Origin of the sequence: Actinoplanes sp. SE50/110 (assembly GCF_900119315.1) — a bacterium.
Classification (GTDB): Bacteria; Actinomycetota; Actinomycetes; order Mycobacteriales; family Micromonosporaceae; genus Actinoplanes.
Genome location: NZ_LT827010.1, coordinates 7,460,888 through 7,484,041 on the forward strand (window position 1 = coordinate 7,460,888; position 23,154 = coordinate 7,484,041).

22 protein-coding genes are annotated in these 23,154 nt (G+C 72.7%); 10 read left to right on the forward strand and 12 right to left on the reverse strand.

All coding sequences use genetic code 11. The features are described 5' to 3' along the window. Positions 1-57 precede the first annotated feature (57 nt). Together ACSP50_RS33365 and ACSP50_RS33370 are read left to right on the forward strand one after the other, a co-directional pair. On the forward strand, positions 58-1,560 hold the full coding sequence (locus tag ACSP50_RS33365; protein WP_014693730.1) for a hypothetical protein: 1,503 nt from the start codon (positions 58-60) through the stop codon (positions 1,558-1,560). Positions 1,561-1,654: 94 nt separating this feature from the next. After that, positions 1,655-3,235: a GGDEF domain-containing protein gene (locus ACSP50_RS33370; protein ID WP_014693731.1), complete on the forward strand. Its 1,581-nt coding sequence runs from the start codon at positions 1,655-1,657 to the stop codon at positions 3,233-3,235. Positions 3,236-3,243: 8 nt separating this feature from the next. Here the strand turns inward: ACSP50_RS33370 and ACSP50_RS33375 are convergent, their stop codons facing one another. After that, positions 3,244-3,753 carry a DUF664 domain-containing protein gene (locus tag ACSP50_RS33375; RefSeq protein ID WP_014693732.1) on the reverse strand — a complete coding sequence of 170 codons (510 nt, stop codon included), beginning with the start codon at positions 3,751-3,753 and terminating at the stop codon, positions 3,244-3,246. A 166-nt stretch (positions 3,754-3,919) separates the two neighbouring features. Between ACSP50_RS33375 and ACSP50_RS33380 the strand changes: the two genes are divergently transcribed. Both ACSP50_RS33380 and ACSP50_RS33385 read left to right on the forward strand, forming a co-directional pair. After that, positions 3,920-5,218 carry an ammonium transporter gene (locus ACSP50_RS33380; protein WP_014693733.1) on the forward strand — a complete coding sequence of 433 codons (1,299 nt, stop codon included), beginning with the start codon at positions 3,920-3,922 and terminating at the stop codon, positions 5,216-5,218. Positions 5,219-5,545: 327 nt separating this feature from the next. After that, positions 5,546-6,280: a transglutaminase domain-containing protein gene (locus ACSP50_RS33385; protein WP_043512686.1), complete on the forward strand. Its 735-nt coding sequence runs from the start codon at positions 5,546-5,548 to the stop codon at positions 6,278-6,280. A 40-nt stretch (positions 6,281-6,320) separates the two neighbouring features. On the opposite strand, the gene ACSP50_RS33390 is transcribed toward ACSP50_RS33385, so the two are convergent. The 6 genes from ACSP50_RS33390 to ACSP50_RS33415 all read right to left on the reverse strand — a co-directional run bounded on the left by ACSP50_RS33390 (position 6,321) and on the right by ACSP50_RS33415 (position 11,610). Then, positions 6,321-6,929, reverse strand: a complete 609-nt coding sequence (locus ACSP50_RS33390; protein ID WP_014693735.1) for a hypothetical protein — start codon at positions 6,927-6,929, stop codon at positions 6,321-6,323. 68 nt (positions 6,930-6,997) lie between these two features. Further along, positions 6,998-7,420: a hypothetical protein gene (locus ACSP50_RS33395; protein ID WP_014693736.1), complete on the reverse strand. Its 423-nt coding sequence runs from the start codon at positions 7,418-7,420 to the stop codon at positions 6,998-7,000. 20 nt (positions 7,421-7,440) lie between these two features. After that, positions 7,441-8,226: an endonuclease/exonuclease/phosphatase family protein gene (locus ACSP50_RS42745; protein WP_014693737.1), complete on the reverse strand. Its 786-nt coding sequence runs from the start codon at positions 8,224-8,226 to the stop codon at positions 7,441-7,443. Then, positions 8,226-9,653, reverse strand: coding sequence for a phosphatase PAP2 family protein (locus ACSP50_RS44915; protein ID WP_014693738.1), 1,428 nt, complete (start codon positions 9,651-9,653; stop codon positions 8,226-8,228). The genes ACSP50_RS42745 and ACSP50_RS44915 overlap by 1 nt, the downstream gene beginning before the upstream one ends. Positions 9,654-9,664: 11 nt before the next feature. Beyond that, the gene (locus ACSP50_RS33410) at positions 9,665-10,666 is read right to left on the reverse strand and encodes a YihY/virulence factor BrkB family protein (protein WP_043512689.1); all 1,002 of its coding nucleotides are present in this window, start codon (positions 10,664-10,666) and stop codon (positions 9,665-9,667) included. Further along, entirely contained in the window at positions 10,663-11,610 is a 948-nt protein-coding gene (locus ACSP50_RS33415; RefSeq protein WP_099343924.1) for a diacylglycerol kinase family protein, read from the reverse strand. Before ACSP50_RS33415 ends, ACSP50_RS33410 begins: the two co-directional genes overlap by 4 nt. 76 nt (positions 11,611-11,686) lie before the next feature. Here ACSP50_RS33415 and ACSP50_RS33420 point away from each other — a divergent pair, with 76 nt between their 5' ends. From ACSP50_RS33420 to ACSP50_RS33430, 3 genes are read left to right on the forward strand one after another with little or no spacing between them, the layout of a single operon-like run. Next, positions 11,687-11,917, forward strand: a complete 231-nt coding sequence (locus ACSP50_RS33420) for a DUF1990 family protein (protein ID WP_080128115.1) — start codon at positions 11,687-11,689, stop codon at positions 11,915-11,917. After that, complete coding sequence (locus ACSP50_RS33425; protein ID WP_043512691.1) at positions 11,914-12,690, forward strand: MBL fold metallo-hydrolase; 777 nt, start codon at positions 11,914-11,916, stop codon at positions 12,688-12,690. The genes ACSP50_RS33420 and ACSP50_RS33425 overlap by 4 nt, the downstream gene beginning before the upstream one ends. Then, entirely contained in the window at positions 12,687-13,271 is a 585-nt protein-coding gene (locus ACSP50_RS33430) for a DedA family protein (protein ID WP_014693742.1), read from the forward strand. The genes ACSP50_RS33425 and ACSP50_RS33430 overlap by 4 nt, the downstream gene beginning before the upstream one ends. On the opposite strand, the gene ACSP50_RS33435 is transcribed toward ACSP50_RS33430, so the two are convergent. Further along, entirely contained in the window at positions 13,240-14,172 is a 933-nt protein-coding gene (locus ACSP50_RS33435) for a serine hydrolase (RefSeq protein ID WP_231956771.1), read from the reverse strand. The two genes, ACSP50_RS33430 and ACSP50_RS33435, sit on opposite strands and share 32 nt — an antisense overlap. 145 nt (positions 14,173-14,317) lie before the next feature. On the opposite strand from ACSP50_RS33435, the gene ACSP50_RS33440 reads away from it, so the two are divergent. Next, on the forward strand, positions 14,318-15,337 hold the full coding sequence (locus tag ACSP50_RS33440) for a hypothetical protein (protein WP_014693744.1): 1,020 nt from the start codon (positions 14,318-14,320) through the stop codon (positions 15,335-15,337). A gap of 531 nt (positions 15,338-15,868) precedes the next feature. Here ACSP50_RS33440 and ACSP50_RS33445 read toward each other — a convergent pair. Together ACSP50_RS33445 and ACSP50_RS33450 are read right to left on the reverse strand one after the other, a co-directional pair. Next, the gene (locus tag ACSP50_RS33445) at positions 15,869-16,909 is read right to left on the reverse strand and encodes a S1 family peptidase (RefSeq protein ID WP_014693745.1); all 1,041 of its coding nucleotides are present in this window, start codon (positions 16,907-16,909) and stop codon (positions 15,869-15,871) included. A gap of 161 nt (positions 16,910-17,070) precedes the next feature. After that, positions 17,071-17,589 (reverse strand): winged helix-turn-helix domain-containing protein, encoded by a 519-nt coding sequence (locus ACSP50_RS33450; protein ID WP_014693746.1) that lies wholly within the window; start codon positions 17,587-17,589, stop codon positions 17,071-17,073. 243 nt (positions 17,590-17,832) lie between these two features. Here ACSP50_RS33450 and ACSP50_RS33455 point away from each other — a divergent pair, with 243 nt between their 5' ends. Then, positions 17,833-18,312: an NADPH-dependent FMN reductase gene (locus tag ACSP50_RS33455; protein ID WP_014693747.1), complete on the forward strand. Its 480-nt coding sequence runs from the start codon at positions 17,833-17,835 to the stop codon at positions 18,310-18,312. A gap of 213 nt (positions 18,313-18,525) precedes the next feature. On the opposite strand, the gene ACSP50_RS33460 is transcribed toward ACSP50_RS33455, so the two are convergent. Both ACSP50_RS33460 and ACSP50_RS33465 read right to left on the reverse strand, forming a co-directional pair. Further along, a complete protein-coding gene (locus tag ACSP50_RS33460) occupies positions 18,526-20,193 on the reverse strand; it encodes a S8 family peptidase (RefSeq protein ID WP_043512692.1) in 1,668 nt (555 codons plus the stop codon). Between the two features lie 169 nt (positions 20,194-20,362). Continuing rightward, a complete protein-coding gene (locus ACSP50_RS33465; protein ID WP_014693749.1) occupies positions 20,363-20,755 on the reverse strand; it encodes a hypothetical protein in 393 nt (130 codons plus the stop codon). A gap of 80 nt (positions 20,756-20,835) precedes the next feature. Here ACSP50_RS33465 and ACSP50_RS33470 point away from each other — a divergent pair, with 80 nt between their 5' ends. Further along, a complete protein-coding gene (locus ACSP50_RS33470; RefSeq protein WP_052311795.1) occupies positions 20,836-23,124 on the forward strand; it encodes a DUF4132 domain-containing protein in 2,289 nt (762 codons plus the stop codon). Positions 23,125-23,154 lie beyond the last annotated feature (30 nt).

Sequence of the window (23,154 nt, forward strand, 5' to 3'; positions counted from 1 at the left end):
ACTCGGCACCGGCCGCCGCGACCCACCACTTGTACTTAGGGTATTCATCCGAGCACTATGAGGTACGTGGCTCCTCCCCTCGCCGAACTCACCGCTCAGGCTCAGTCCCTGTCGTCGGCCGGGGATCTCGCCGGCGCCCGGGCCGTGCTGGCCGAGGTGCTGCGCTCCGCCGACGCCGATCCCCGCCGTGCCACCGCCGAGCTGGCCACCGCCGCCGCGCTGTTCGCCCGGGTGCTGATCGCGCTCGGCGACCCGCAGTCGGCCCGGCTCTGGGCCGCCTTCGCGCACGCCGCCGAGGAGCAGTTGCACGGCACGCGGGACGAGCGGACGATCGCCGCGGCCGCCCTGCACGCCGCCGTCCTGCACCGGATCGGGCAGTACGGCCGGGCCGCCCTGGTCTATCACGACCTGGTCGGCGAGCTGGCGCACGTCGACGACCCGGACGCGCCGCGGGTGCTGGCCGCCGAGGCCGACCTGGCCACCGCCGAGCACGCGGCCGGGCACTGTGCCGCCGCCCGCGCCCGGCTCACCGACGCCTGGCGGCGCCACCGGCGCCGGTACGGCGAGGAGTCACCGGCCGGGATCAAGATGCTGGCCCGGCTCGGCGCGATGGAGCGGGAGTGCGGCCGGGACGCCGCCTCCCGCGACCACCTGGCCACCGCGCTGCGGCTCAGCCACGAGTACCTGCCGGCGGACCATCCGCTCGCGCTGCAGGCGGCCGCGCTGGCCGACGGCGAACGCTCCGGCCGGCACACCTGCGGACGGATGACCCGGCCGTCGCGCGACGACGACACCGAGCTGCGCCCCGGCGGGTTCCGGCCGTTTCCGCGCCGTCCCACGGTGCCCGACCCGGACGCGGTCGGCAGCGGGTCGCGGCGATTCCCGCCGGCCCCGGACGACACCTTCGACGACGCCGGTCAGCCGCCGCCGGACAACCTGGCGACCGACCCGAACGGCACGGTCTATCAACAGCCGTTCTATCTGAGCGACCTGAGCCTGCCGGGTGATCCCGCCGGCCGGCACGCCCGCGCCGACACGCCACCCCCGCTGCCCGGGCGGAAGGCTCCGGAGTACGGCCCGGACGGGCGCCCCGTGCCGATCGGCACCGCCCGCCCCGCCCGGCCCCGTCGGGGCGGGCATCCCGCGCTGCTGGCGACGGTGCTGGCCGGCGGGGTCGCGGCGGCCGCCGCCGTGGTGATCCTGACCCTGCCGGGGGCGGACGGCGCCACCACCGCGCCGGCGCGGCCGGCGGCCGCGGCCCGGCCGACCGTCACCACGGCCGGTCCCGGCTCCCCCGGCGCGCCGGAGCACCTGACCCTGCGGGACAGGGGCGACAGCGTATCGCTGACCTGGGTCTATCCGGCTTCGGCGCGGGGCCGGGTGGTGATCTCCGGCGGCCGGGCCGGGCAGCGGCCCGGCGAGTTCCAGCGGTTGCCGGCCGGCGCGGTCGACTACGAGGTCTACAGCCTGGACAGCGCCGTCGACTACTGCTTCACGGTCGCCGTGCAGTCGGCCGGTGGCGCGCTCGCCGCCTCCGCCCCGGTCTGCACGGCCCGATGAGTCCGCAACCGGATCGCACCCGTCCGGGACCCACCCTGCCACCCGGGCCCCGGAGTGTTGACCGTCACGGCGACCACAGCAGGAAGTAGGGACAGTGACGACGGAGACGGCGAACTGTGTCCCCACCGGGTTGGCTCAACTCGGTGCCCTGGAGGCTGCCGTGGTGGACCTCGAGACCCGCCCGCACTCGCAGTTCCGGACGGTGATCGAACCGGCCCGGGTGATCCGCCGGCAGGCTGAGGAGCTCGGCGCCGAGGAGCTGTACCACCGCGCTGAGCTGCTGCTCGCCTCGGTGGACCTGCGCGAGGGCCGGATCGGCGAGGGTGGCCAGACGGCGCACCGCGTCCGGGTCTGGGCGGAACAGCACGATTCGCCGTATCTGCTGGCCCGGGCCCACCGGCAGCTGTCGGTCTTCTACCGGTTCGTCGGTGACGCCGCCGACGGTCTCAAACACGCCGTGCAGTGCGTCGCGCACCTGCGCGACGACTTCCCCACCACGATCCGCGCCCAGCACCTGATGTCGCTGTCGGTGGCCCTGGAGGAGACCGGTTCCCGGGCCGACGGCGAACGCCGCTGCCGGGAGGCGCTGGCCCTGACCATCGCCGCCGGCGACCATGAGATGACCATCATGGCGCTCAACAACATGGTCTACAGCGCCTACGAGAACGACGACGAGCCGACCGCCCGCGCGCTGGTCGCCCAGATGCACGACATCCAGTCCCGCACCGGCCACCGGTTCGGCGCCGGCGAGCTGGACACCCTGGCCCGGGTCGAGCTGATGGGCGGCCACTACGACGAGGTGGAGGCGCTGCTCACCCCGGTCCTGGCCGACCTGGTCGCGGCCAACGAGGGTGACGCGATCGCCGAGTGCCGACTCACCCTGGCCCTGGCTCGCCGGCTGGCCGGCCGCTACCCGGAGGCGCAGACCGCCCTGGACGACAACCTGCGCATCTGCGAGGAGCGCGGGCTGGCCGCGGTCCGCGCCCGGATCCGCGAGGAGCAGGCCGCGCTGTACGCCGCCACCGGCCGGTTCGCCGAGGCATACGAGGCGCACCGGGTGTTCCACGCGGAGACGACCGCGCTGCTGTCGGTGCAGCGGGACGCCCGGGCCCGCGCCCTGCAGGCCGTCTTCGAGGCGAACGAGGCCCGCCGGGCCAGCGAGCACTTCCGCGAGATGGCCCTGCGGGACGCCCTCACCGGGCTCTACAACCGCCGGTACGTCAACGAGCGGGTTCCCGCCCTGCTCGCCGAGGCCGCCGAGCGGCACACCCCGCTGTCGCTGGCGATCCTCGACCTGGACCACTTCAAACGGGTCAACGACACGCTGTCGCACGCCACCGGCGACACCGTCCTGCAGCACGTCGCCGAGCTGCTGGAGGAGGCCATCCCGGGCGCCGGCCTGGCCGCCCGGATGGGTGGCGAGGAGTTCCTGCTGGTCTTCCCCGGCATCGGGGCGGACGAGGCCGCGGTCCGCTGCGAGCGCCTGCGCCTGCGGATCCGCGCGCACGCCTGGGGACCGATCACCGGCAGCCTCCCCGTCACCACCAGCATCGGCGTGATCACCTCGCCGGACGGGCACGGGACGCTGTCCACGCTGCTGTCCGAGGCGGACCGCAACCTGTACGCCGCCAAGCGCAGCGGCCGCGACCGGGTGGTCGCGCATCTGACCGCCTGAGCGCGCCGTCACTCGCCGACGGCGCCCACCGAGAGCTCGACGACGATGTCCAGGTGGCCGACGTGCCGGGCGTACTCCTGAACCAGGTGGAACAGGATGCGCTCCAGGGTCGGCGGCTCGGCGCCGTCCCAGCGCGGGCCGGGCTGCCCGACCGCGGACAGGCCGGTCTTCGCGATCACCGCGTCGGTGTGGGCGCCCTGCGCGCGCAGCGCCTCGGCCAGGTCGGCGAAGGACTCGTCCGGCGACACGTACCAGCGGTCGACGTTGCGGTCACCCCACGGATCGTCGAAGGCCACGCCCTCGAATCCCCACTCGATCCACCGCAGTTCGACGTACCGCAGATGTTTGACGAGCTCGACCGGCGACCAACCGGAAGGGAGCCGGCTGCCGCGGCGCTCCCCCTCGGGGAGCGCCGCGACCTTGGCGAGGAGCGTCTCGCGGAAGTACGCCAGGTAGCCCGTGAAGACCTCGGCGGTGCCGCCGGCCGGACGGGTCGGCGACGGAAACTCGATCGTCATGGGAGCGAGTATGCGTTCCCGGACGGCGCAACGCCGCGCGACAGGCCTTCACTTTCCTCCGGATGACGTCCGTAACACAGCGGAAACGCATGAGGTCCCGGCCCGAAACCGTGGCTGGCGAGTCTGTATCCCGCTGATCGTAGGATGCCGCGCCCTGGAGGAAAGCATGCCCGCTCACCTGGACTCCGGGGACACCGCCTGGCTGCTGGTCAGCGCCGCGCTGGTGCTGCTCATGATTCCCGGCCTGGCGCTGTTCTACGGCGGCATGGTGCGGATCAAGAGCACCCTGAACATGCTGATGATGAGCTTCGCCTGCCTGGCGGTGGTCAGCATCATCTGGGTGCTGTACGGATACTCGCTGGCCTTCGGGCCGGACGCCGGCGACGGTCTGATCGGTGGCCTGACGCTGGCCGGCATGACCGGCATCGGTCCCGGCTCGCTCAGTGGCTCCTCCCCCACCCTGGTCTTCGCGGCCTTCCAGATGATGTTCGCGATCATCACGGCGGCCCTGCTCAGCGGCGCCATCGCGGACCGCGCCAAGTTCAGCACCTGGGTGGTGTTCGTGGCCGTCTGGGTGACCCTGGTGTACGCCCCGATCGCCCACTGGGTCTTCACCCCGGACGGCTGGATCGCCGCCCACCTGCGCATCCTCGACCTGGCCGGCGGCACCGTCGTGGAGATCAACTCCGGCGCGTCGGGCCTGGCCCTGGCGATCGTCCTCGGTCAGCGGCTCGGTTTCCGCTCCGATCCGATGCGCCCGCACAGCATGCCGCTGGTCGTCCTGGGGGCCGGGCTGCTGTGGTTCGGCTGGTTCGGCTTCAACGCGGGTTCGGCACTCGCCGCCAACGGCTCGGCCGGCCTGGCCTTCTTCAACACCCAGGCGTCCGGCGCCGCCGGCATCGCCGGCTGGCTGCTCGTCGAACGCCTCCGCGACGGCCATGCCACCACCCTGGGCGCGGCCTCGGGCGCGGTCGCCGGCCTGGTCGCGATCACCCCGGCCTGCGGCTCGGTCAACCCGCTCTGCGCCCTGCTGATCGGCGTCGCGGCCGGGGCGCTCTGCGGGTACGTCGTGGGCCTCAAGCACCGCCTCGGACTGGACGACTCGCTCGACGTCGCGGGCGTGCACGGCGTCGGCGGCTTCCTCGGCACCATCCTGATCGGCCTGCTGGCCACCGCCACGGCCACCGGCGGCCCCCGCGGCCTGCTGTTCGGCGGCGGCCTGTCGCTGTTCGGCCGGCAGGCCGCGGCCGCGGTCACCGTCGCCCTGTTCTCGTTCGGCGCCACCTGGCTGATCGCCACCGTCCTGCACCGCACCATCGGCTTCCGCGTCGACCCCGACCACGAACACGGCGGCCTCGACCTGGCCATCCACGGTGAGACCGCCTACGACCTGGGGGTCGGGGGCGGCCACACCACCCACGCCGCCCGACCGTCGTCGCACCACCACGCCCCGGCCGACGCCTGAACGCCACCCGACCGTCGCCGCACCGCCACGCCCGCGGCGCCGACACCTGAACGCCACCCGACCGTCGCCGCACCGCCACGCCCGCGGCGCCGACACCTGAACGCCACCCGACCGTCGCCGCACCGCCACGCCCGCGGCGCCGACACCTGAACGCCACCCGACCGTCGCCGCACCGCCACGCCCGCGGCGCCGACACCTGAACGCCACCCGACCGTCGCCGCACCGCCACGCCCGCGGCGCCGACACCTGAGCGCCGCCCGGCCCCGAGTCGCGGCGATCCCGGCGTTCCGGTTGACAGGTCCGGGCCGGCGGCGGCGACAATGCGGCGTGACCACTCGGATGCTCACTCCCTGGTGGCGGACGCGGACCCCGTCCGCCGCCCCGTCCACCGGCAGCACCGCCGCCACCCCGATCCTCGACTGGCCGAGCCCGCCGCTGACCGAACTGCTGGCCGCCCTCGGCCCCGTCACCGACCCGTGGGACCGGCTGCGGTCCGCCCACACGCTGATCGCCGCCCGGGTCCGCCCGGTCTACGCGGTCGACGACCAGCAGCCGGTTTCGGTGACGCTGACCCGCGGCCGCGGATCGTGCAGTCAGCGGCTGGCGGTGCTGGAGGCGGTCGCGCGGGCGTCGGGTGTCGCCACCCGTTGCCGGGCCCTGGTGGTGGACGGGCGGTTCTGGTATCCGCGGTTTCCCCGGTTGCGCCGTCTCGTTCCCGCCGAGGTGCTGCTGGCCTGGCCGGAGTTCCGGCTCGACGACCGGTGGGTGCCGGTCACCGAGTTGTTCGGTTCGGTCGAGCAGCTGAGTGCCGGCGGCGGTGGTTTCACCAACAGTGGCGGGGAGACCCTCTTCGACGCGGTGGCGCGGACCGCCGTGGACTGGGACGGGGTGACCAGCACGCCGGGCGGCTGCTCGTCGTGTGACCTGTCCGCGACGGTGCTCGCCGATCTCGGTCGCTTCGATTCCCGCGATGAGGTGTTCGCCGGGTATGGCCAGACCATGTGCTGGGGCGCCCGGACCCTCGGCGGGCCGATCCTGAGCCGGTGGGCGCCCGGCCGGTGACCGGCGGTGCGCCGGCCCCGACGGTGGCGGATCGTCCGGACTATCCGCGCGCCGCCCGCCGCAGCAGGTCGCCGGCCGTCCCGGTCATGTACCAGCCGTAGGCCGCGGTCGCCGCCGCGGCGCCGACCGCCACCCAGGCGTCGACCCGGGCCGCCGGCAGGTCGGTGACGCCGGTCAGGATCAGGCCGGCGACGGCGACCAGGCAGGTCCAGGCGGCGATGTAGAGATCGACACGGCGGCGGAACAGTCGCGCCATCGGGAAGAAGTGCAGCCCGACGATCAGGGCGATGGCCGGGACGACGTAGTCGCTCCTGCCGGTGGCCCCGAGCAGGAGCACCACCACCCAGATGGCCGCGGCCTCCGCGCCGAACAGCAGCCCGAAAGTCCGGCCGCTGGTACGCCGTTGCCGCTGCTGTTCCTCGGACAACTCGGCCGGGAAGGCGTGGCGGGATCGGATCAGCTGGACGGCCCGCCCGACGAAGCAGAGCACGCAGGCCAGGGCGATCGCCGTGGCCGACCAGGCGGCCGGTGCGGCCCACCCGGCGAAGAGGTTGGACACCCAGGCCAGGGTGAAGAAGCTCATCATCATCAGGCCGGAGACGGTGCTGGTCACGACGACGCGCGGTGGCACCGTCAGCTGGTCGATCATGATCGACAAGCTAGCAGCACTGCCGGACGACGTGCGGATCCGATGTCACGGCCATTCGCCCCCTACGCTCAGGTGCGGTTCCAGCGGTAGCGGCCGGCCCAGAACAGGGCGAAGATCGGGATGAACAGGAACAGCGCCGCCCACAGCGCCAGCGGGTGGATCAGGCCGGCGAAGGCGATCAACAGGTACACCGCGATCGGCCCGACCCCGACGAGGACCAGCACGGCGAGGTGGGCGATGTTCACCAGGAACCGCTGCCGCAGCGACGCGTCACCCTGAGCCGCCCAGCCGTGATATCCGGCGGAGGTGGCGTCGCTCAGCGGGTCGTGCCACCGGTCGTGATACTCCCAGCCGACCGGGGCGCCGAGCCGCCGGCCGAGGGCGGCCCGCAGCCGGGCATCCCACCGCCGGTGGTAGACGATCGACAGCGTGAGGTACCCGACCAGGTAGACCACGGTCAGGATGGCGGACGGCACCAGCGGCAAGCGCACGCCCGACAGTATCGACGCGTCTAAAGGTCGAGGTCAACGCGTACCGGATAATGGTCGGAGGCGTGCTCCGCGGCACCGCCCCGGACCACCCGCATGTCGTGCGCCCCGTCGGCCACGGCGGGGGTGGCGAGCACGTAGTCGAGGCGCATCCCGCCGAACTCGCGGCCGCCGCCCTCGGTGGTCGGCACGGTGCGCCCGTCACCGCTGCCGGCCCGGCTCCACAGGTCGACCAGGCCGGCGTCACCGAAGGCGGCCAGTGCCCGGCTGTCGACCGTCCCGTCCGGGTACAGGTGGCGTTTGCGGAACATCGACTGCTGGCTGGCCAGCGCCTCGGTGTGGTCGCTGACCGGGTCGAGGCCGTTGAGGTCGCCGGCCAGCAGCACCCGCGCCGACCTGGCGTGCCGGGCGGCCAGCCAGCGGGCCTCGCGCATCCGCCGGTACGGCGAGAACGGGTCGAGGTGGGCGCTGATCACGGTGAGCGGGCCGGACGGCGTGGCCACCACGACGACCGCCGCGGCGTGGTGCAGCCGCCAGGTGACGCCGGTGGTGCGGGTGATCCGCAGCGGGTCGCGGACGAGCACCCCGACCGGCATCCCGAAGCCGGACCGCGCCAGGTACGGGGTCATCCCGACCGCCGAGGCGAGTTCGTGCATCCGCCGTTCGCCGCCCCGCTGGAAGTCGCGCAGTTCCTGCAGGGTGAGGATGTCGGGTTTCTCGGCGGCGATCACCTCGGCGATGGCCGGCAGCCGGAAACGGTGCCCCCGGTCCACCCCACCGGTCTTGATGTTCCAGGTCATCATCCGCATCAGGTGACCACCAGTTGCTTGTTCTCGACGGCGGCCTCGGTGGCCGTCACGGCGTGGGCGTTCGGCCGCACCGTCCAATACAGCACGTTGATCCAGGCGGAGGCGAGCAGCAGCGCGCCGAACACGTCGGTCGGGTGGTGTTCGCCGCGGTACATCCGGGACAGGGCGACGCCGAGCGGCATCACCACGGCGAGGACCACGAAGATCCACCGCCAGGGCTGCCGGACCCGGGCCAGCACGATGATCGCGATCGCGGTCCACAGGCAGAGCGTGGCCGCGATGTGCCCGGACGGGAACGACGAGGTGGGCATCTGCCCGTCCAGCTGGGCGGCCTCCGGCCGGGGCCGGCCGACCGCGGCGGCGCTGGTCAGGAACAGGCTGAGTTCGCCGAACATGGCCAGGACCAGGAACAGCACCGGCCGCCACTGCCGCCACAGGGCCAGCGCGATCGGGCAGAAGATCAGCGAGACGGCCAGGATGGCGTGGGTGTCGCCGGCCTTGCTCCACCCCCAGCTGATCTTGTCGAGGCCCGGGGTGCGGAAGGTCTGCAACCAGCGGTCGAAGGCGTTGTCCCAGCCCGGGTTCCAGTGCGTCACGGTGTAACCCACGCCGTACAGCAGTCCGAAGGTGAGCACCCAGCCGACGAGGATCTCGGCGCCCTTGGCCCACGGGTGCGGCAGCACGGCCTCCTCGGCCGGGGCGATCTCCAGGTTGTGCGAGGCCTCCGGCTCCAGGCCCTCCTGCAGCACGTTCTCGGTGCGCTGGCCGCTCTCCCGGCGCCAGACCCGGAACGCGTACGCGGTGGTGCCGATCCAGGCGATGCCGAGCATCCAGCCGGCCAGGACGTCGGAGAGGAAGTGCACCCCGAGGGCGATCCGGCTGAAACCGATCAGCGCGACGATCAGGCCCATCAGACCCAGGAAGACATAGCGGCCGTACGACCTGAAGACCGGCAGGAGCACCAGCGCCAACATCCCGTAGACGACCATCGAGCCGAGTGCGTGTCCACTGGGGAAGCTGTTGCCCGGCGCATGCGCCACCGGCGACTCCACCACCGGCCGCACCCGCCCGACCAGCGTCTTCAGCGACGGGTCCAGGATCAGCGCGCCCGCCCCGGTGACCACCAGGTACAGCGCGAGCCGCCGCTGGCGCCGGATCAGCAGCATCACCACCACGACGGTGACCAGCGAGATCATGAAGACCCGGCCGCCGAACGAGGAGATCTGCTGCAGGATTTTCACCGTGACGTCGGAGCCGGCCACCTGGTGGTTGAGCCCGTCCGCCACCGCGTGGTCGAGGCTCTGCAGCGGGGTCCAGTGGAACCGCACCAGGAGCAGCAACGAGGCGAACCCGAGCCCGACCACGATCACCGCGATCAGGCCCAGCACACTGCGTTCGGCGAAGCGCCGCGCTTTCACATCGGACACGGCACGCGTGCTTACCCCGTCGGCTCGCTCGGTACACCGTCGGTGCGCTGGGCGGGAACTCCGGCAGGCTCCCACTGGTCGGGCTGGGCCGGTTTCGCCCCGACCCGGCGGGCTTCGAGCTGGGCGGCGAAGGCCAGGCCGACGAAGAACGCGATGCCGGTCAGGTTGGCCCAGAGCAGCAGCGCCATCATCGCGGTCAGCGGGCCGTAGGTGGCGCCGAAGCTGCCGCTGATCCGGATGTACCCGGCCAGGGACAGGCTCGCCGCCCACCACAGGACGGTCGCCACCACCGCGCCGAACAGCAGCCAGGACAGGGCCGGCTGCTGGCGGCGTGGCGAGTGCCGGAACAGCGCGCCGACCGCGCAGACGATCAGCGCCAGACTCACCGGCCAGCGCGCCACCTCCCAGCCGAAGTGGATCCACCCGCCGAAATGGAAATGTCGCTCGGCCGATTCGCCGGCCGCGTGCCCGGCCACCAGCAGCAGGAAGCCGAAGAGCGCGGGCAGGCCGGCGACCAGCGCGAGCACCGTGGCCCGGGTGTACTTCTGCAGGGCCGGCCGGTCCCGCTCCACCCCGTAGATCCGGTTGGCGCCCCGCTCCACCTGTGCCATCGCGGTGGTCAGCGCGACCAGGCCGGTGATCAGACCCAGCAGCAGGGCCAGCTCGCCGGCGTGCTCGGTGCGCTTGTCGTCGGCCAGCAGCTCCCGCACCAGCGGCTCGCTGGCACCCGGGGTCAGCGCGATCACCGTGTCGGCGACCACCTGGCCGCCGGACCTCGCGCCGAGGTCGGTGGCGAGGCCGGAGAGGGCGATCAGGAACGGGACGATGGCCAGGCACAGTTGCAGCGCGAAGGCGCGGGAGTGACTGAAGCCGTCGCCGTACCGGAACCGGATGAACGCGTCGCGCAGCAGCGGCCAGCCGCCGTAGTTGCGCAGGGCCAGGAACGCGTCCTCGGCCGACAGCTCGTCACCGGCCATGGTCCGGGTCTCCGGAACCGGCTCGGTGCTGCTCACAACGACTTCGCCCGTTTCGCGGTCGCCTCCGCGTCATAGGCCAGGTCCGGGTCCGCGTCGGGTTGCGGCACACAGAGCAGCAGAGCCCGATGGCGTACGGAGATCTTCATGGCCTTGCCGGGGGCGATCAGATCCCCGTCGAGCTGCCGGGGCTGGGCCCGGTTGCTGTAGATCTCCACCCGGCTCGCGGTGAACGTCTCCATCAGCGGCACCCGCTCCCGCCGGCTGGCCACGCCGGCGGCCAGCTGCAACCAGTGGAACAGGTTGTTGGGGCTGATGATCGCGACGTCGAGCTGCCCGTCGTCCGGCGCCGCGCGCTTGAGCAGCCGCACCCCGCCCTGGAGCCGACCGACGTTGCCGACGATCACGGTGCGCGGCCGGCGCGGCATCGGCGCGCCGCCGTCCAGCCGGATCCGCACCCGCATCGGCCGGTCCAGCAGGTGCTTGGCCGCCCCGACCAGGTAGGCCGGCCAGCCGATGTGCTTCTTCGCCTTCTCCGAGGTGTCCTGCAGCATCATCGCGTCGAAGCCCATCCCGGCCATCACCACGAAGCACTGGTCGCCGATCACCCCGACGTCGATCCGGCGACGGCCGCCCTCCAGCGCCACCTGCAGCCCGGTCGCCGGGTCGGTGCCCAGGCCCAGGTTGGCGGCGAGCAGGTTGCCGGTGCCGGCCGGCAGCACGGCGAGCGCCACGTCGGTGCCGGTCAGCGCGGTCACCACGGCGGTCACCGTGCCGTCGCCGCCGCACGCGAAGACCAGCTCGGCGCCCTCGGCGACGGCCCGCTTCGCCTGGCCGCGGCCGGGGTCCTCGGGGGTGGTCTCGAACCACGCGGGCTCCGGCCAGCCGGCCTTGGCGAGGGTGGTGCGCAGCGTCTGCCGCAGTTGATCAAGATCGGTCACCTTGGCGGGGTTCACCACAACGGCCGAGCGGGGTCCTGTCACGGCCCCATATTGCCGGAGCAACGTCACAGCTGCGACTCAGGACTCATCCCGTCCCGGGAAGGGCACACTTTCACCGGTGAGCCCACTGACGTACGCCCCGGTCGGCCCGACCCGCCACGGCCCGCCGCCGGACGGCCACCGCCCGCCGCGCCATCGGGCCGGGCCCGGGTCCGGCGCGGCGGTCTCCGCCGCGGCCGGCGAGGCGGCGGCGACCGGTCGGCTGCCGCGGGCCACCGGCGCGCGGGTCCGGGCCGACGCGCGCCGGTGCGGACGGGCGGCCCGGCGGCTGGGTACCGTGGGCCGGTGAGCACGACATCGGTCACCTGGTGGGGGCACAGCACGGTGTGGCTCGCCGACTCCGGGGTCACCCTGCTCACCGACCCGGTGCTCACCGGCCGGCTCGCCCACCTGCGGCGGATGGCCGGCCCGGCGCCCGTCCTGGCCGGCGTGCCGGACGCGATCCTGCTCTCCCACCTGCACGCCGACCACTTCCACGTGCCCTCGCTCAAGGCCGTCGGCGGTGAGCCGCTGCTGGTGGTGCCGGCCGGCGCGGCGGCGTTCACCGCACGGACGCTGGGCCCGGGCGTCGCGGCGCGCTGCGTGGAGCTGGCCCCCGGCGACGAGGTCACGATCGGCGCGGTCCGCGTCCGCGCCGTTGCGGCGCGGCACGACGGCGGGCGCGGCCCGTGGTCCCGGGAGCGGGCCGCGGCCGTCGGCTTCGTGGTCGAGGGCGCTTCGCGGTCGTGGTACGCGGGCGACACCGGCCTGTTCGACCAGATGCACGACCTCGGCCCGCTCGACCTGGCGCTGATCCCGGTCGGCGGCTGGGGCCCCAGCCTGGGCGCGGAGGGCCACCTGGACGCCCGGGACGGCGCCGAGGCGCTGCGCCGGGTCAAGGCGTCGTGGGCGGTGCCGGTGCACTACGGCACGCTGTGGCCGATCGGGATGGGCCGGATCCGCCGGCACATGTTCGACGAGCCCGGCACCCGGTTCGCCGAGTTCGCGGCGCGCGCCTGCCCGGACACCCGGGTGCGGGTGCTGGCCCACGGCGAGACGCTCACCGTCGGACCGGCCGCGTGATCGCCACTCTCGGGGCGCTCGGCTGGCTGTTCGCTGTGGTCTGCTTCGGTGCGATCATCCCGATCGTGCCGACCGGCGCCGCGGTCAGCGGCGCCGCCACCCTCGCCTTCCACGAGCACCACCCGATCACCATGGTGTTCGTGCTGGCCGCCGGCGCCGCCGGGGCCTACGTCGGCGACCTCGCCATGTACGCGATGTGCCGGTTCGGCGGCGAGCAACTGGCCCGGCGGCTGCGCTGGCTGCGCGACGAGGAGCATCTGGCCGCGGTCAAGGACCGGCTGCGGGACCGCCAGGTCCCGGTCCTGCTGGTCTCCCGGCTGATCCCGGGCGGCCGGGTGCCGGTGCTGCTCGCGGCCGCTTTCGCGGGTCTGTCCTGGCGCACCTTCGTGATCGCCAACCTGCCGGCCTGCGCGCTGTGGTCGGTCGTCTACGCCGCGATCGGCGTGGCCGGCGGCTCGGTGTTCCCCCGGCCGTGGCAGGGCGTGCTCGCCGCGATCGTCCTGATCCTCGTCATCAACCAGGCGATCACCTGGTGGAACAGGCGGACGTCTAGTACTTCAAATACGTCCGGGTCATCTTGATCGCCTTCTCGATCACCACCTCGCCGGCCGCCTGCGTCCTGTGCCCGTGCGACAGGATCGCGATCGAGACGTCGGTGTCCCCGCCGGTGATCCGGCCCACCGAGTTGACGATCCACAGTCCGTGCTCGGTGGAACGGTCCAGCCAGCCGTTCTTCACGGTGAACTGCTCACCGGAGCGCGCTGCCGCCGGCACTCCCCACTGCTGGCCCTTGTCCACCGTGCTCATCAGGGTGTGCGCGTACGCCCGGGACTTCGCGCTCAGCGGACTCTTGTCGGCGACCAGCTGGGACAGCAGCTTCACCTGATCCGTCACCGTGGTCCGGGTCAGGCCCCAGCTGGAGTTCACGGTGGTCTGGGTCAGCCCCATCCGCTTGTCGCACCGCTGCACCCCGGCCTGCCTTCCGAGATGCCCGAACAGGTCGGTGGTGGAGTTGTTGTCGCTGAGCCTGATCATCTTCTTCGCCCGGGAGTCCTCCCAGGCGGTCAGCTGCCGCCCGCCGTCCTGCGCGGTCAGCAGCAGGCAGGAGAGCACCTGCACCTTGACGACGCTGGCGGTCTCGTAGCTCTTGTCGCCGCGGAACGCGTACAGCTGACCGGTCTTCTTGTCGAGCACGGCGACGGAGAACTCCGGGACGGTCGCGGCATACTTCCTCAGCGCCGCGTCCAGCGCCTTGACCTGCTTGTCCCGTGCGATCCTGGCCAGCTCGGCGGCGCTCGGCCCGGCCGGCGACGCACCCGCACTGCTGCCGGCGCCGGTCCCGGCGGCGGTGCCGGTGCTACTCCCGGTCAGATACGTCGCGCCGGTGTCCCCGCTGCCCATCACACCCTTGGCCAGCACGGCCACACCTCCGACGGCGACCACGGCGGCAAAGATCAGAATCCAATGGGGGGTACGTCGCACGCCAGCCATGATGCACTGCCCACACCGATTATGGGTGTGCTGCCGACTATGAATCGTCCACAGATATCCGAATTTCGACGGTGAGCCGCAGCACCACCACGTTCCGTCACCGGCGCGCGGTGCCGGCCGGGCGCAGAATGGACCCATGGCGTCCCTGCTGTCCCGAGCTGTCCACCTGTCCCGCGTCGCGCTCAGCGCCCCCGCGGTCGCCGCCGACCTCACCCGGGCCGCGATCGGCCAGGTCATCTCCACCGCGGGCGCCGTCGCCAGCCTCCCGGTCCGCGCCGCCGGCCTCCTCGGCCAGGCAGAGCTCCTGGTCACCCGGGCCGGCCTGGCCGTCGCCCGGACCGAAGACCTCCTGCACCGCGTCGCCACGGTGACCACCTCGGCCGAGACCACGGTCGCCGACGTCCGCGACATCACCACGGCCGCCCGCACCGCCATCGCCGAGGTCCAGGCGATCACCGCGGCGGCGCAGACCGCGGTCGGCGAGATCCAGGCCATCACCACCACGGCGCACACCGCGGTCGGCGAGATCCAGGCGATCACCACGGCGGCGCAGACCGCGGTCGGCGAGGTCCGGGCCATCACCACCGCGGCGAGCCTCGCCCTCGACGAGGTCGGTGCGATCTCCTCGGCGGCCGGCGACATCGTCCACCGGGCGGGTGCCACCGCCGACGCCGCCGGCACCATCATCATCGAAGCCGGCACTTTGACGACCTCAGCCGCCGAGATCGTCGCCGAGGCCGGCGCGGTCAGCGCCGCCGCCCGGGGCCTCGTCGGCGACGCGGGAGCCGTCGCGGCCCGCGCCGCCGCCGTCGTCGACCGCGCCGGCCAGGCCGCCACCGACGCCACCGAGCTCCTCGACGACTACGCCCCCACCCTGCGCAAAGCGGCACCGCTCGCCGCCCGCTTCATCGACGAGCTCACCCCGGAGGAGGTCACCGCCGCCATCCGGATGGTCGACGAACTCCCCGCCCTGCGCGACCACATGGTCAACGACGTCATGCCGCTGCTCAGCAAGCTCGACCAGGTCGGCCCCGACCTGCACAAACTCCTCGAGGTCACCGAGGACCTGCACCTGGCCATCGCCGGCCTCCCCGGCCTGAAACTCCTCCGCCGCCGCGGCGAGGAACGCACCGAGGACCACCACGTCAAACCCTGACCCACCAGCACCCAGCCCGGTTCAGCCCGACTCAATCCGGCTCGATCCAGCTGGACTCGGCGGGGCTCAGTTCGGTTCAGCCCGACTCAATCCGACTCGGTCCAACTGGACTCGGCGGGGCTCAGTTCGGTTCAGCCCGACTCAATCCGACTCGGTCCAGCTGGGCTCGGCTGGGCTCGGTCGGGCTTCATTCGGCTCGGTCCAGCTCGGCTGGGCCGGCCTCAGTCCGGCTCGCCTCGGCTGGGCTCGCGATGGGCAGCGCCGATGGTGAACGCCGGCAAAGGGCAGCGGCGGGATCGCTGACCGCGACCCCGCCGCCGGGACCTTGCGTGCCGCCCGGCCCTGCGTCGGAGAGTCGGACTTGGGATCAGTCTTACTTCCCGCCGGGCGACGCGCGAAGGCCGCGAGGGGCCGGCCTCCTGAGCGAAGGCCGGCATCTCGAAGGTGAAACCGTTTGGCCCGGAGGCTCGGAGGCCCGGAGGCCCGGAGGCCCGGAGGCCCGGAAGCCCGGAGGCTGGGGCCGCGGGTCGGTCAGTAGACCGAGACGCCGTAGACGCTGAGGGGCTCGACGACCGGCTGGAAGTAGGTGACGCCGCCCGAGGTGCAGTTTCCGCTGCCGCCGGAGGTGAGGCCGAGGGCCGTGGTGCCGGAGTACAGGGAGCCGCCGCTGTCGCCGGGTTCGGCGCAGACGGTGGTGCGGATCAGGCCGGAGACGGTGCCTTCCGAGTAGTTGACGGTGCTGTTGAGGGCGGTGACCCGGCCGGAGTGGATGCCGGTGGTGGAGCCGCGGCGGTAGACGGTGGCGCCGACCGCGGGGGTGCCGGCGGAGGTGATGTCCTGGGAGCCGACGGCGCCACTCTTGGTGACCGACGTGTTGGTGTAGCGGACGATGCCGAAGTCGTTGCCGGGGAAGCTGGTGCCGGCCCGGGTGCCGAGCGTGCTGGAGCCGTTCGTCCAGGTTGCGCCGATGTTGGTGCAGTGGCCGGCGGTGAGGAAGTAGTATGTGCCGGCGCTGTCGCGGACGTTGAAGCCGAGCGAGCAGCGGGCGCTGCTGGTGTAGATGGCGTCGCCGCCGGAAATCCGGGTGCTGGTCCTGCCGGCGATGGTTTCGAGCCGGGCGGCGTCGCCCAGTTTGGCGACGGTCGCCTTGACGGCGGCCAGTTTGGCGCCGGTGACGCTCTCGTCGACGCTGACCACGACCTGGTTGCTGACCGGGTCGACGGCGAACGCGGTGCCCGGGGTCTTGAGGTTGACCTTGAGGCTGGCGTCGGCGGCGGCCAGGGTGGCGCCGCTGCGGGCGACGTAGCGCGGGGTGGCGCCGGCCTTGGTGACGTCGGCCGCGGTCGCCGCGTCGGTGACGTTGACCACCAGCTTGCCGGAGGCGTCCAGGTAGGACCCGGCGTCGCGGGTGCCCAGCTGGGCGTCGATCCGGCCGGCCAGGGCGGACGGCGCGAAGGACGGGTCGGCCAGGGCCGGGGCTGCCGAGGCGGGTGACGCGGCGACCAGGGCGCTGCCCATGAGGATGCCGGCCGCCAAGCCGACGATCGGCCGGCGAAGCTTCGGGTTGAGCACGGTTCCTCCCAGGGGGATTGGGTAGGTAGGTGCTCCACAGTATTTAAATTTATCGATGTTGTTGCAAGGCTGGGTCAATCTGTCACAATAGTGATCAAGTTATTGCTGACCTGCGAAAATTAGCTCACCATATTGCCGCGTTATGACCCTTTCGGGATGTATCAGTGCTCCAGCACGGCAATCGGCGCGTCGTCGGCCAGCCGGTATCCGAGGCCGTAGACAGTGGTGATCAGCTCCGGATCGTCCAGCTTGGTGCGCAGCCGGCTGACGTGCACGTCGACCGTGCGGTTGGTGGTGTGCCGATGACCCCAGACGTGGGTCAGCAGCTGGGTGCGGCTGAACACCTGACGCGGGTGCTGGGCCAGGAAGAGCAACAGGTCGTACTCCAGGCGACTCAGGTCGAGGCGGCGGCCGTCGCGCAGCGCGGTGCGCGCCCGCGGGTCCAGCACGATCTCACCGTCGGCGGGCGACTCGACCGGCTCGTCGAGCTCGATCGCGGCGTCCGGCCCGGCGGCGTCAACCAGTTCGCGGAGCGCGGCCAGCACCCGGTCACGGCCGCCGACGCCGCCGGCGATGCTGATGGTGACGGTGACCGGAGCCTGCTCCGGCAGGTCCGGGACCGGACGCAGATCGGGGCGGATATGGCTGGCGCGCGGATGGGCGATGGCGAGCGCGGACATGTGCGACTCCTTCAACGGCTCCTGCCACCGGATCCGGCGGCACCCTGCAAGGATACTATTCCTATCTGTTAGATAGGCATACCGGATGGTAGTCGCGAGCGCCACATCACACCAGTCCTAAAACCCATCCGACCCACGGTATTACTAGGATTTGGGATACGGTTGACCGATGTCGGGCCGGCCACAAGGGTGGGAGCGTACGACTGGTTCTCAACCAGTGGACGCGTCGAAAGAGGAATGGCGATGACGGCAATCGTTGTGGTTTCCGGCAATCCGCGAGCCGGCTCCCGCACATCGGCCCTGGCCATCGCGGTGGGTGAGGCGCTGGCCACACGGCACGGCGCGCCCGCGCCCACGGTGATCGAGGTCGGCACGCTGGGCGCCGGACTGCTCACCCCGGGCGACTCCGGCACGGCCGCCGCGGTCGCCGCCCTGACCGGGGCTGACCTGCTGGTGGTGGCGACACCGACGTACAAGGGAAGCTACACCGGAGTGCTCAAGGTGCTCCTCGACCAGCTGCCCAACCAGGCGCTGGCCGGCAAACACGCGGTGCCGGTGGTGACCGCCGGGATCGCGCCGCAGGCCGCGGCGGCCGAGGCGCTGCTGCGCCAGCTGCTCGGCGAGCTGGGCGCGGATGTCCGGGCCGGGCTGCCGGTGGTCGAGGCCGACCTGCCGGAGACGGCGGCCATCGCGCAGAAGTACGCGGCGGCCGCGGACTGGTGAGCCGGACGGGCTCCGGGACCGCTCACCGGGGCCCGCCAATCGCTCACCGCCAGCGCCACACGCTCACCACGAAGCGCCGCACGCTCCACCGCCAGCGCCACACGCTCACCGCCAGCGCCACACGGTCACCACGAAGCGCCACACGCTCCACCGCCAGCGCCACACGCTCAGCGCCAGCGCCAGCGCCACATACTCAGCGCAAGCGCCGCATGCTCACGCCGCGCCGACCGTGATCGTGAAGTCCGCGGTCGCCGTCTGACCCCACGGGTCGGTGAACCGCACGGTGAAGCTGCCGGTCGCCGACGGCACCCCACTGATCAAGCCGGACGCCTCGTCCAGGGTAAGGCCGGCCGGGAGCGCCCCGGCGGTCACCGCCCAGACGCCGTCCCGCTGGTCCGCGGTGGTCAGCTGACCCTCGTAATAGACACCGGCCTGCCCGTCGGGCAGCGTCGGGTCGATCACCGGCACGCTCGCCTCCACCGGGATCGTCACCTGCCGGGTGACCACCTGCGGCACGTAGTCGGTGAACCGCACGGTCACCACGTAGTCGCCCGCCTGCGCCGGGGTCCCGGACAGCACCCCGGACCGGTTCAGCGACAGCCCCGGCGGCAGCGTCCCACCGGCCAGCGTCCACGATCCGACCCGGTTCGCGGTGAGCGCCAGCCGGGTGGACAACTCGGTGCCGACCACCGCGGCGGCCGTGCGGGTCGTCGCGATCACCGGTTTCGCCGGGGGCGCGGTCACGAACAGCAGCCGGTTCGGCGAGCCCATCCGGTCGGCGACCCGGCCGGTGGTGGCATTGGCCACCAGGCGGTCCCGCACCTGCCCGGGGGTCAGGCTCGGGTTGGCGTCCAGCAGCAGGGCGGCGGCGCCGGCGACGTGCGGGGCGGCCATCGACGTACCACTGTAGACGTCGGTCGCGGTGTTGCTGTCCGCCACCGACGACCTGATGTCGACGCCGGGCGCGAAGAGGTCCACCCCGCTGCCGTAGTTGGAGAACGACGCGCGCCGGTCCCGGCTGTCGGTCGCTCCCACGGTGATCGCCGCCGGCACGTCCGCCGGGCTGCTCCACCGGGCGTCGTCGTCCTCGTTGCCGGCCGCCACCACGTAGGTCACCCCGGACGCGATCGACTCCTGCACCGCGTAGTCCAGCGACCGGCTGACCGAGCCGCCCATGCTCATGTTCGCCACGGCCGGCTTGATCGCGTGCTCGGTCACCCAGTCCACCCCGTCGATCACGTCGGAGATGCTGCCGCCGCCGTCGCAGCCGAGTACCCGCACCGCCACCAGCTGCACCTTCTTCGCCACCCCGTAGCGGGCGCCGCCGATCGTGCCGGCCACATGCGTACCGTGCCCGTTGCAGTCGCTCGCGACGCGGTCACCGTCGGCGAAGTCGTAGCCGTACGACGCCCGGCCGCCGAACTCGCTGTGTGTGATCCGGATCCCGGTGTCGATCACGTACGCGTGCACCGCCGACCCGTCATCGGTCGCCGTGTACGTCTTCGACAGTGTCGCGCTCCGCTGGTCGATCCGGTCCAGACCCCACCCCGGCCTGTTCTGCGTCGCGATGTGGATCATGCGGTCCTGCTCGACCGACCGCACCGCCGGGTCCGCCGCCAGCCGCCGCGCCTGCGCCGCGGTCATCTCCGCCGCGAACCCGGGAATCGAGCGGAAGCTGCGCACCAGCCTCCCGGCGCCCATGCTGTGCACGCTCGGCCCGGTCCCCCGATCCTTCAGGGTCACGATGTACCGCCCCGGCAGCGCACCGGGCAGCTCCGCGCCGATCACGGTCCCTGCGGCCAGCGCCGGGGCAGGGCCGAGCAGGGCAGCCGAGGCGGCGACCGCTGAGGTGAGAAGGGCGCCGAGGGTCCACTTACGCATGCCCCGCGTGATCGGCCGCCACCGCCCCCGCTTGAGCCCGCACACCCCCTGAACCAACCTGCCACCGAGACGATCAACATCAACACCCTTTCGGCCGTACGTCGTGAGCCACCCCGCCGCACTTCGGGGGCACTGCGCGGGAACCGGCGTCCAGCCGGACCACCGCGCTCTAGCCACCCACCAGCGCGACCAAGCGGATGAACGCCACCTCGGCATCCCGGCGCAGGTCGATGATCTGGTCGAGACTCTCCACCTGCCGCTCCCCGGCGATCATCACGAACCCGTTCCGCTCGAACGCCGCACATGCCGCGTCGGCCTGGGCCGTCTCGTCGATCCGCCCGCCGGCCGGCATCCGGAAGCCGTGCGGCGTCTCGGTCGCCGCGGCCGGTCGCACCAGGCCCCGATACAGCTCACCACCGGCGGCGTTGAACCGGGCCACCTCCTCACGGACCCGTAACCGCAGCAACTCCCGCGCGGGGATCCGATCCGGCAGATCCGGCAGCATCCAGGACCCGATCTCCCGCCCGGTCATCGTCTCGTCCCGCATCAGCACCTCGGCCATGGCTTCTCCCTTCCGCCCGCCATCATGGCCGCGAGGTACGACAGAAATTCTTGTCGTACCGGCCCGGCATGATCCCGGCCATGGACAAGTGGCTTGAGTTGATTCCGGCGGCGGTGGACGCGGAGCCCGCGCCGGATTCGCGGCGGTGGGCGTTCGCCCTGCAGTGGCACCTCGCGGCGGCCGAACGCGGCAGCCCCGACTACGGCACCGGCGCCGACCTCTACGAGCTGACCGCCGAGCCGCTGCCCTGGCGCCGCGAGGACCTGTCCTGGGCGCTGCGGGTCCTCGGCACGGCCCGGGTCCCCTACGACGGCCAGGCCTACCGCCTGCCCGCGGTCATCGCCAACCAGCTGCCGGTCGACCAGCTCCGGGCGTACGGTCCGGTGCTCGGCGCGGTCCTCGACGAGGTGCTGTCCGACTGGACCATGCCCACCGAGGCCCGCCGCTCGATCAGCGCGCAGTACGGGACCGCCATCGGCCGGCTCACCGGCGGACTCCCCGCCCACCTGCTGTTCGGAGAGGACGGATTCGGCCCGCTGGCCCGCCACCGGCTCGGCGCCCGGGTGACCGACCCCGCGACGAGGGACGCGCTGGCCTTCGCGATCACGCTCACCAAGCCGGTCCCGGCGAAGAGCTGGCTGCGGCAGGCGGAGCGGGTGCGCGCCGCCGGCCCGGAGGTTCCCGCGTCGATCGGCACCGTGCTCGCCGCCTTCGTCGAGCTGGGCCGGCCCGTGCACGACGACCATGACCTCCTGCTGCGGGGCTTGAGCTGGCTGCTGTCCCTGGATCCCGGCGAGGAGTCGACCACGCTCCTGGGACGCGTCGCGGCAACGGCGGCGACACCCTGGCGGCAGGGCGGCGCACGGTTGACGGCCGCGATGACCGCCGCCGCCACGGTCGAGATCCTTACCGACCGGCCCGGCCAGGCGCCGGCGGGCGTGCTGGGCCGGCTGATGAACACCCGCAGCCGCCCCCTGCGCGACCGGGTGTGGACGGCTCTGGAGCGCATCGCGGCCGCCCGCGGCTGGGCGCCCGGCGAGGCCATGGAGCTCGCCGTCGCCGACCACGACCTGGCCCCGGACAGCACCCACCGATATGCCGCCGGCGACGACTTCACCCTCGGCGTCGAGATCATCGGGGAGAAGGCGACGGTCCGCGCCTGGCAGGACGGCCTGCCGCTGCGCGGTGTTCCGGCGGCGCTGCGCCTGCAGGCGGGTCCGGCGCGAACGCTGGCCGCGGAGGTCAACAAGACGCTGGCCGCCGAGCGCGCCCGGGTGGAGGCGCTGCTCGCCCAGGACCGCACCTGGGACTGGCCGGCGTGGGAGCAGCGCTACCTCCGCCACCCGGTGACCGGCACCCTCGGCCGCCGCCTGATCTGGGAGGTGTCCACCGCCGGCGGCACCTCCTGGACGGCGGCCCTGCCCGAGCCGGACGGCGCCGGCGGCTGGCGGCTCGCCGGGCACTCCGGCGCCGGGTGTTCGGTGCGCCTGTGGCACCCGGTCCTCGCCGATCCGGCCGAGGTGACCGCCTGGCGCGACCGAATCACCACCGCCGAGTTGCGGCAGCCGTTCAAGCAGGCCTTCCGCGAGGTGTACCGGTTGACCCCGGCGGAGACGCAGACCGGCACCTACTCGAACCGGTTCGCCGGTCACATCCTGCGCTACCGCCAGGCGAACGCGCTGATGCGGGTCCGCGGCTGGTCAGCCACCTATCTGGGCACCTGGTCCAGCGGTGCGGACAGTGCGGCGACCAAGGAGTTCGCGGCCGGTGAGTGGGAGGCCTCCTTCGCCCACGAGTCCGCCGGCCCGCTCGGCCACCGTGACGAGGTCGAGTTCTGCTCCACCGACCAGGTCCGCTTCGCCCGCCGGGAGGGGCACCGTTGGGAGCCCGCCCGCGTCGACGAGGTCCCACCCCGGGTCTTGAGCGAGGCGCTGCGCGACGTGGACCTGTTCATCGGCGTCACGTCGATCGCCACCGACGACAGCTGGACCGACCGGGGCGAGCACCCGTTCCGCGCCTACTGGCGGGAAATCGGCTTCGGCACCCTGAGCGGCAGCGCCGAGGTCCGCCGGGACGTCCTGGCCCGCCTGCTTCCCCGCCTCACGATTGCCGCTCGGTGTGACATCGACGACCGCTTCCTGCGGGTCCACGGCACCCGGACCACCTACAAAATCCACCTGGGTTCGGCCAACATCCTGATGGAACCGAACGACGCCTACCTCTGCATCGTTCCCACCGGCCGCCACCCCCGGCTCGCCCTGCCCTTCGACGACGACGAACGCCTCTCGGTCATCCTCTCCAAGGCTTTCCTCCTCGCCGCCGACGACAGGATCACCGACCCCAGCATCCTGCACCAGCTCCCCCGCTGACCGCCGTCACGCCGGCCCGGCCGAGCTGAC

Excerpts from the sequence above, each read along its gene's own strand:
- ACSP50_RS33365 (WP_014693730.1), top strand. The coding sequence starts at position 58 with ATGAGGTACGTGGCTCCTCCCCTCGCCGAACTCACCGCTCAGGCTCAG.
- ACSP50_RS33375 (WP_014693732.1), bottom strand. The coding sequence starts at position 3,753 with ATGACGATCGAGTTTCCGTCGCCGACCCGTCCGGCCGGCGGCACCGCC.
- ACSP50_RS33380 (WP_014693733.1), top strand. The coding sequence starts at position 3,920 with ATGCCCGCTCACCTGGACTCCGGGGACACCGCCTGGCTGCTGGTCAGC.
- ACSP50_RS33390 (WP_014693735.1), bottom strand. The coding sequence starts at position 6,929 with ATGATCGACCAGCTGACGGTGCCACCGCGCGTCGTCGTGACCAGCACC.
- ACSP50_RS42745 (WP_014693737.1), bottom strand. The coding sequence starts at position 8,226 with ATGCGGATGATGACCTGGAACATCAAGACCGGTGGGGTGGACCGGGGG.
- ACSP50_RS33440 (WP_014693744.1), top strand. The coding sequence starts at position 14,318 with ATGGCGTCCCTGCTGTCCCGAGCTGTCCACCTGTCCCGCGTCGCGCTC.
- ACSP50_RS33450 (WP_014693746.1), bottom strand. The coding sequence starts at position 17,589 with ATGTCCGCGCTCGCCATCGCCCATCCGCGCGCCAGCCATATCCGCCCC.
- ACSP50_RS33455 (WP_014693747.1), top strand. The coding sequence starts at position 17,833 with ATGACGGCAATCGTTGTGGTTTCCGGCAATCCGCGAGCCGGCTCCCGC.
- ACSP50_RS33460 (WP_043512692.1), bottom strand. The coding sequence starts at position 20,193 with ATGCGTAAGTGGACCCTCGGCGCCCTTCTCACCTCAGCGGTCGCCGCC.
- ACSP50_RS33465 (WP_014693749.1), bottom strand. The coding sequence starts at position 20,755 with ATGGCCGAGGTGCTGATGCGGGACGAGACGATGACCGGGCGGGAGATC.
- ACSP50_RS33470 (WP_052311795.1), top strand. The coding sequence starts at position 20,836 with ATGGACAAGTGGCTTGAGTTGATTCCGGCGGCGGTGGACGCGGAGCCC.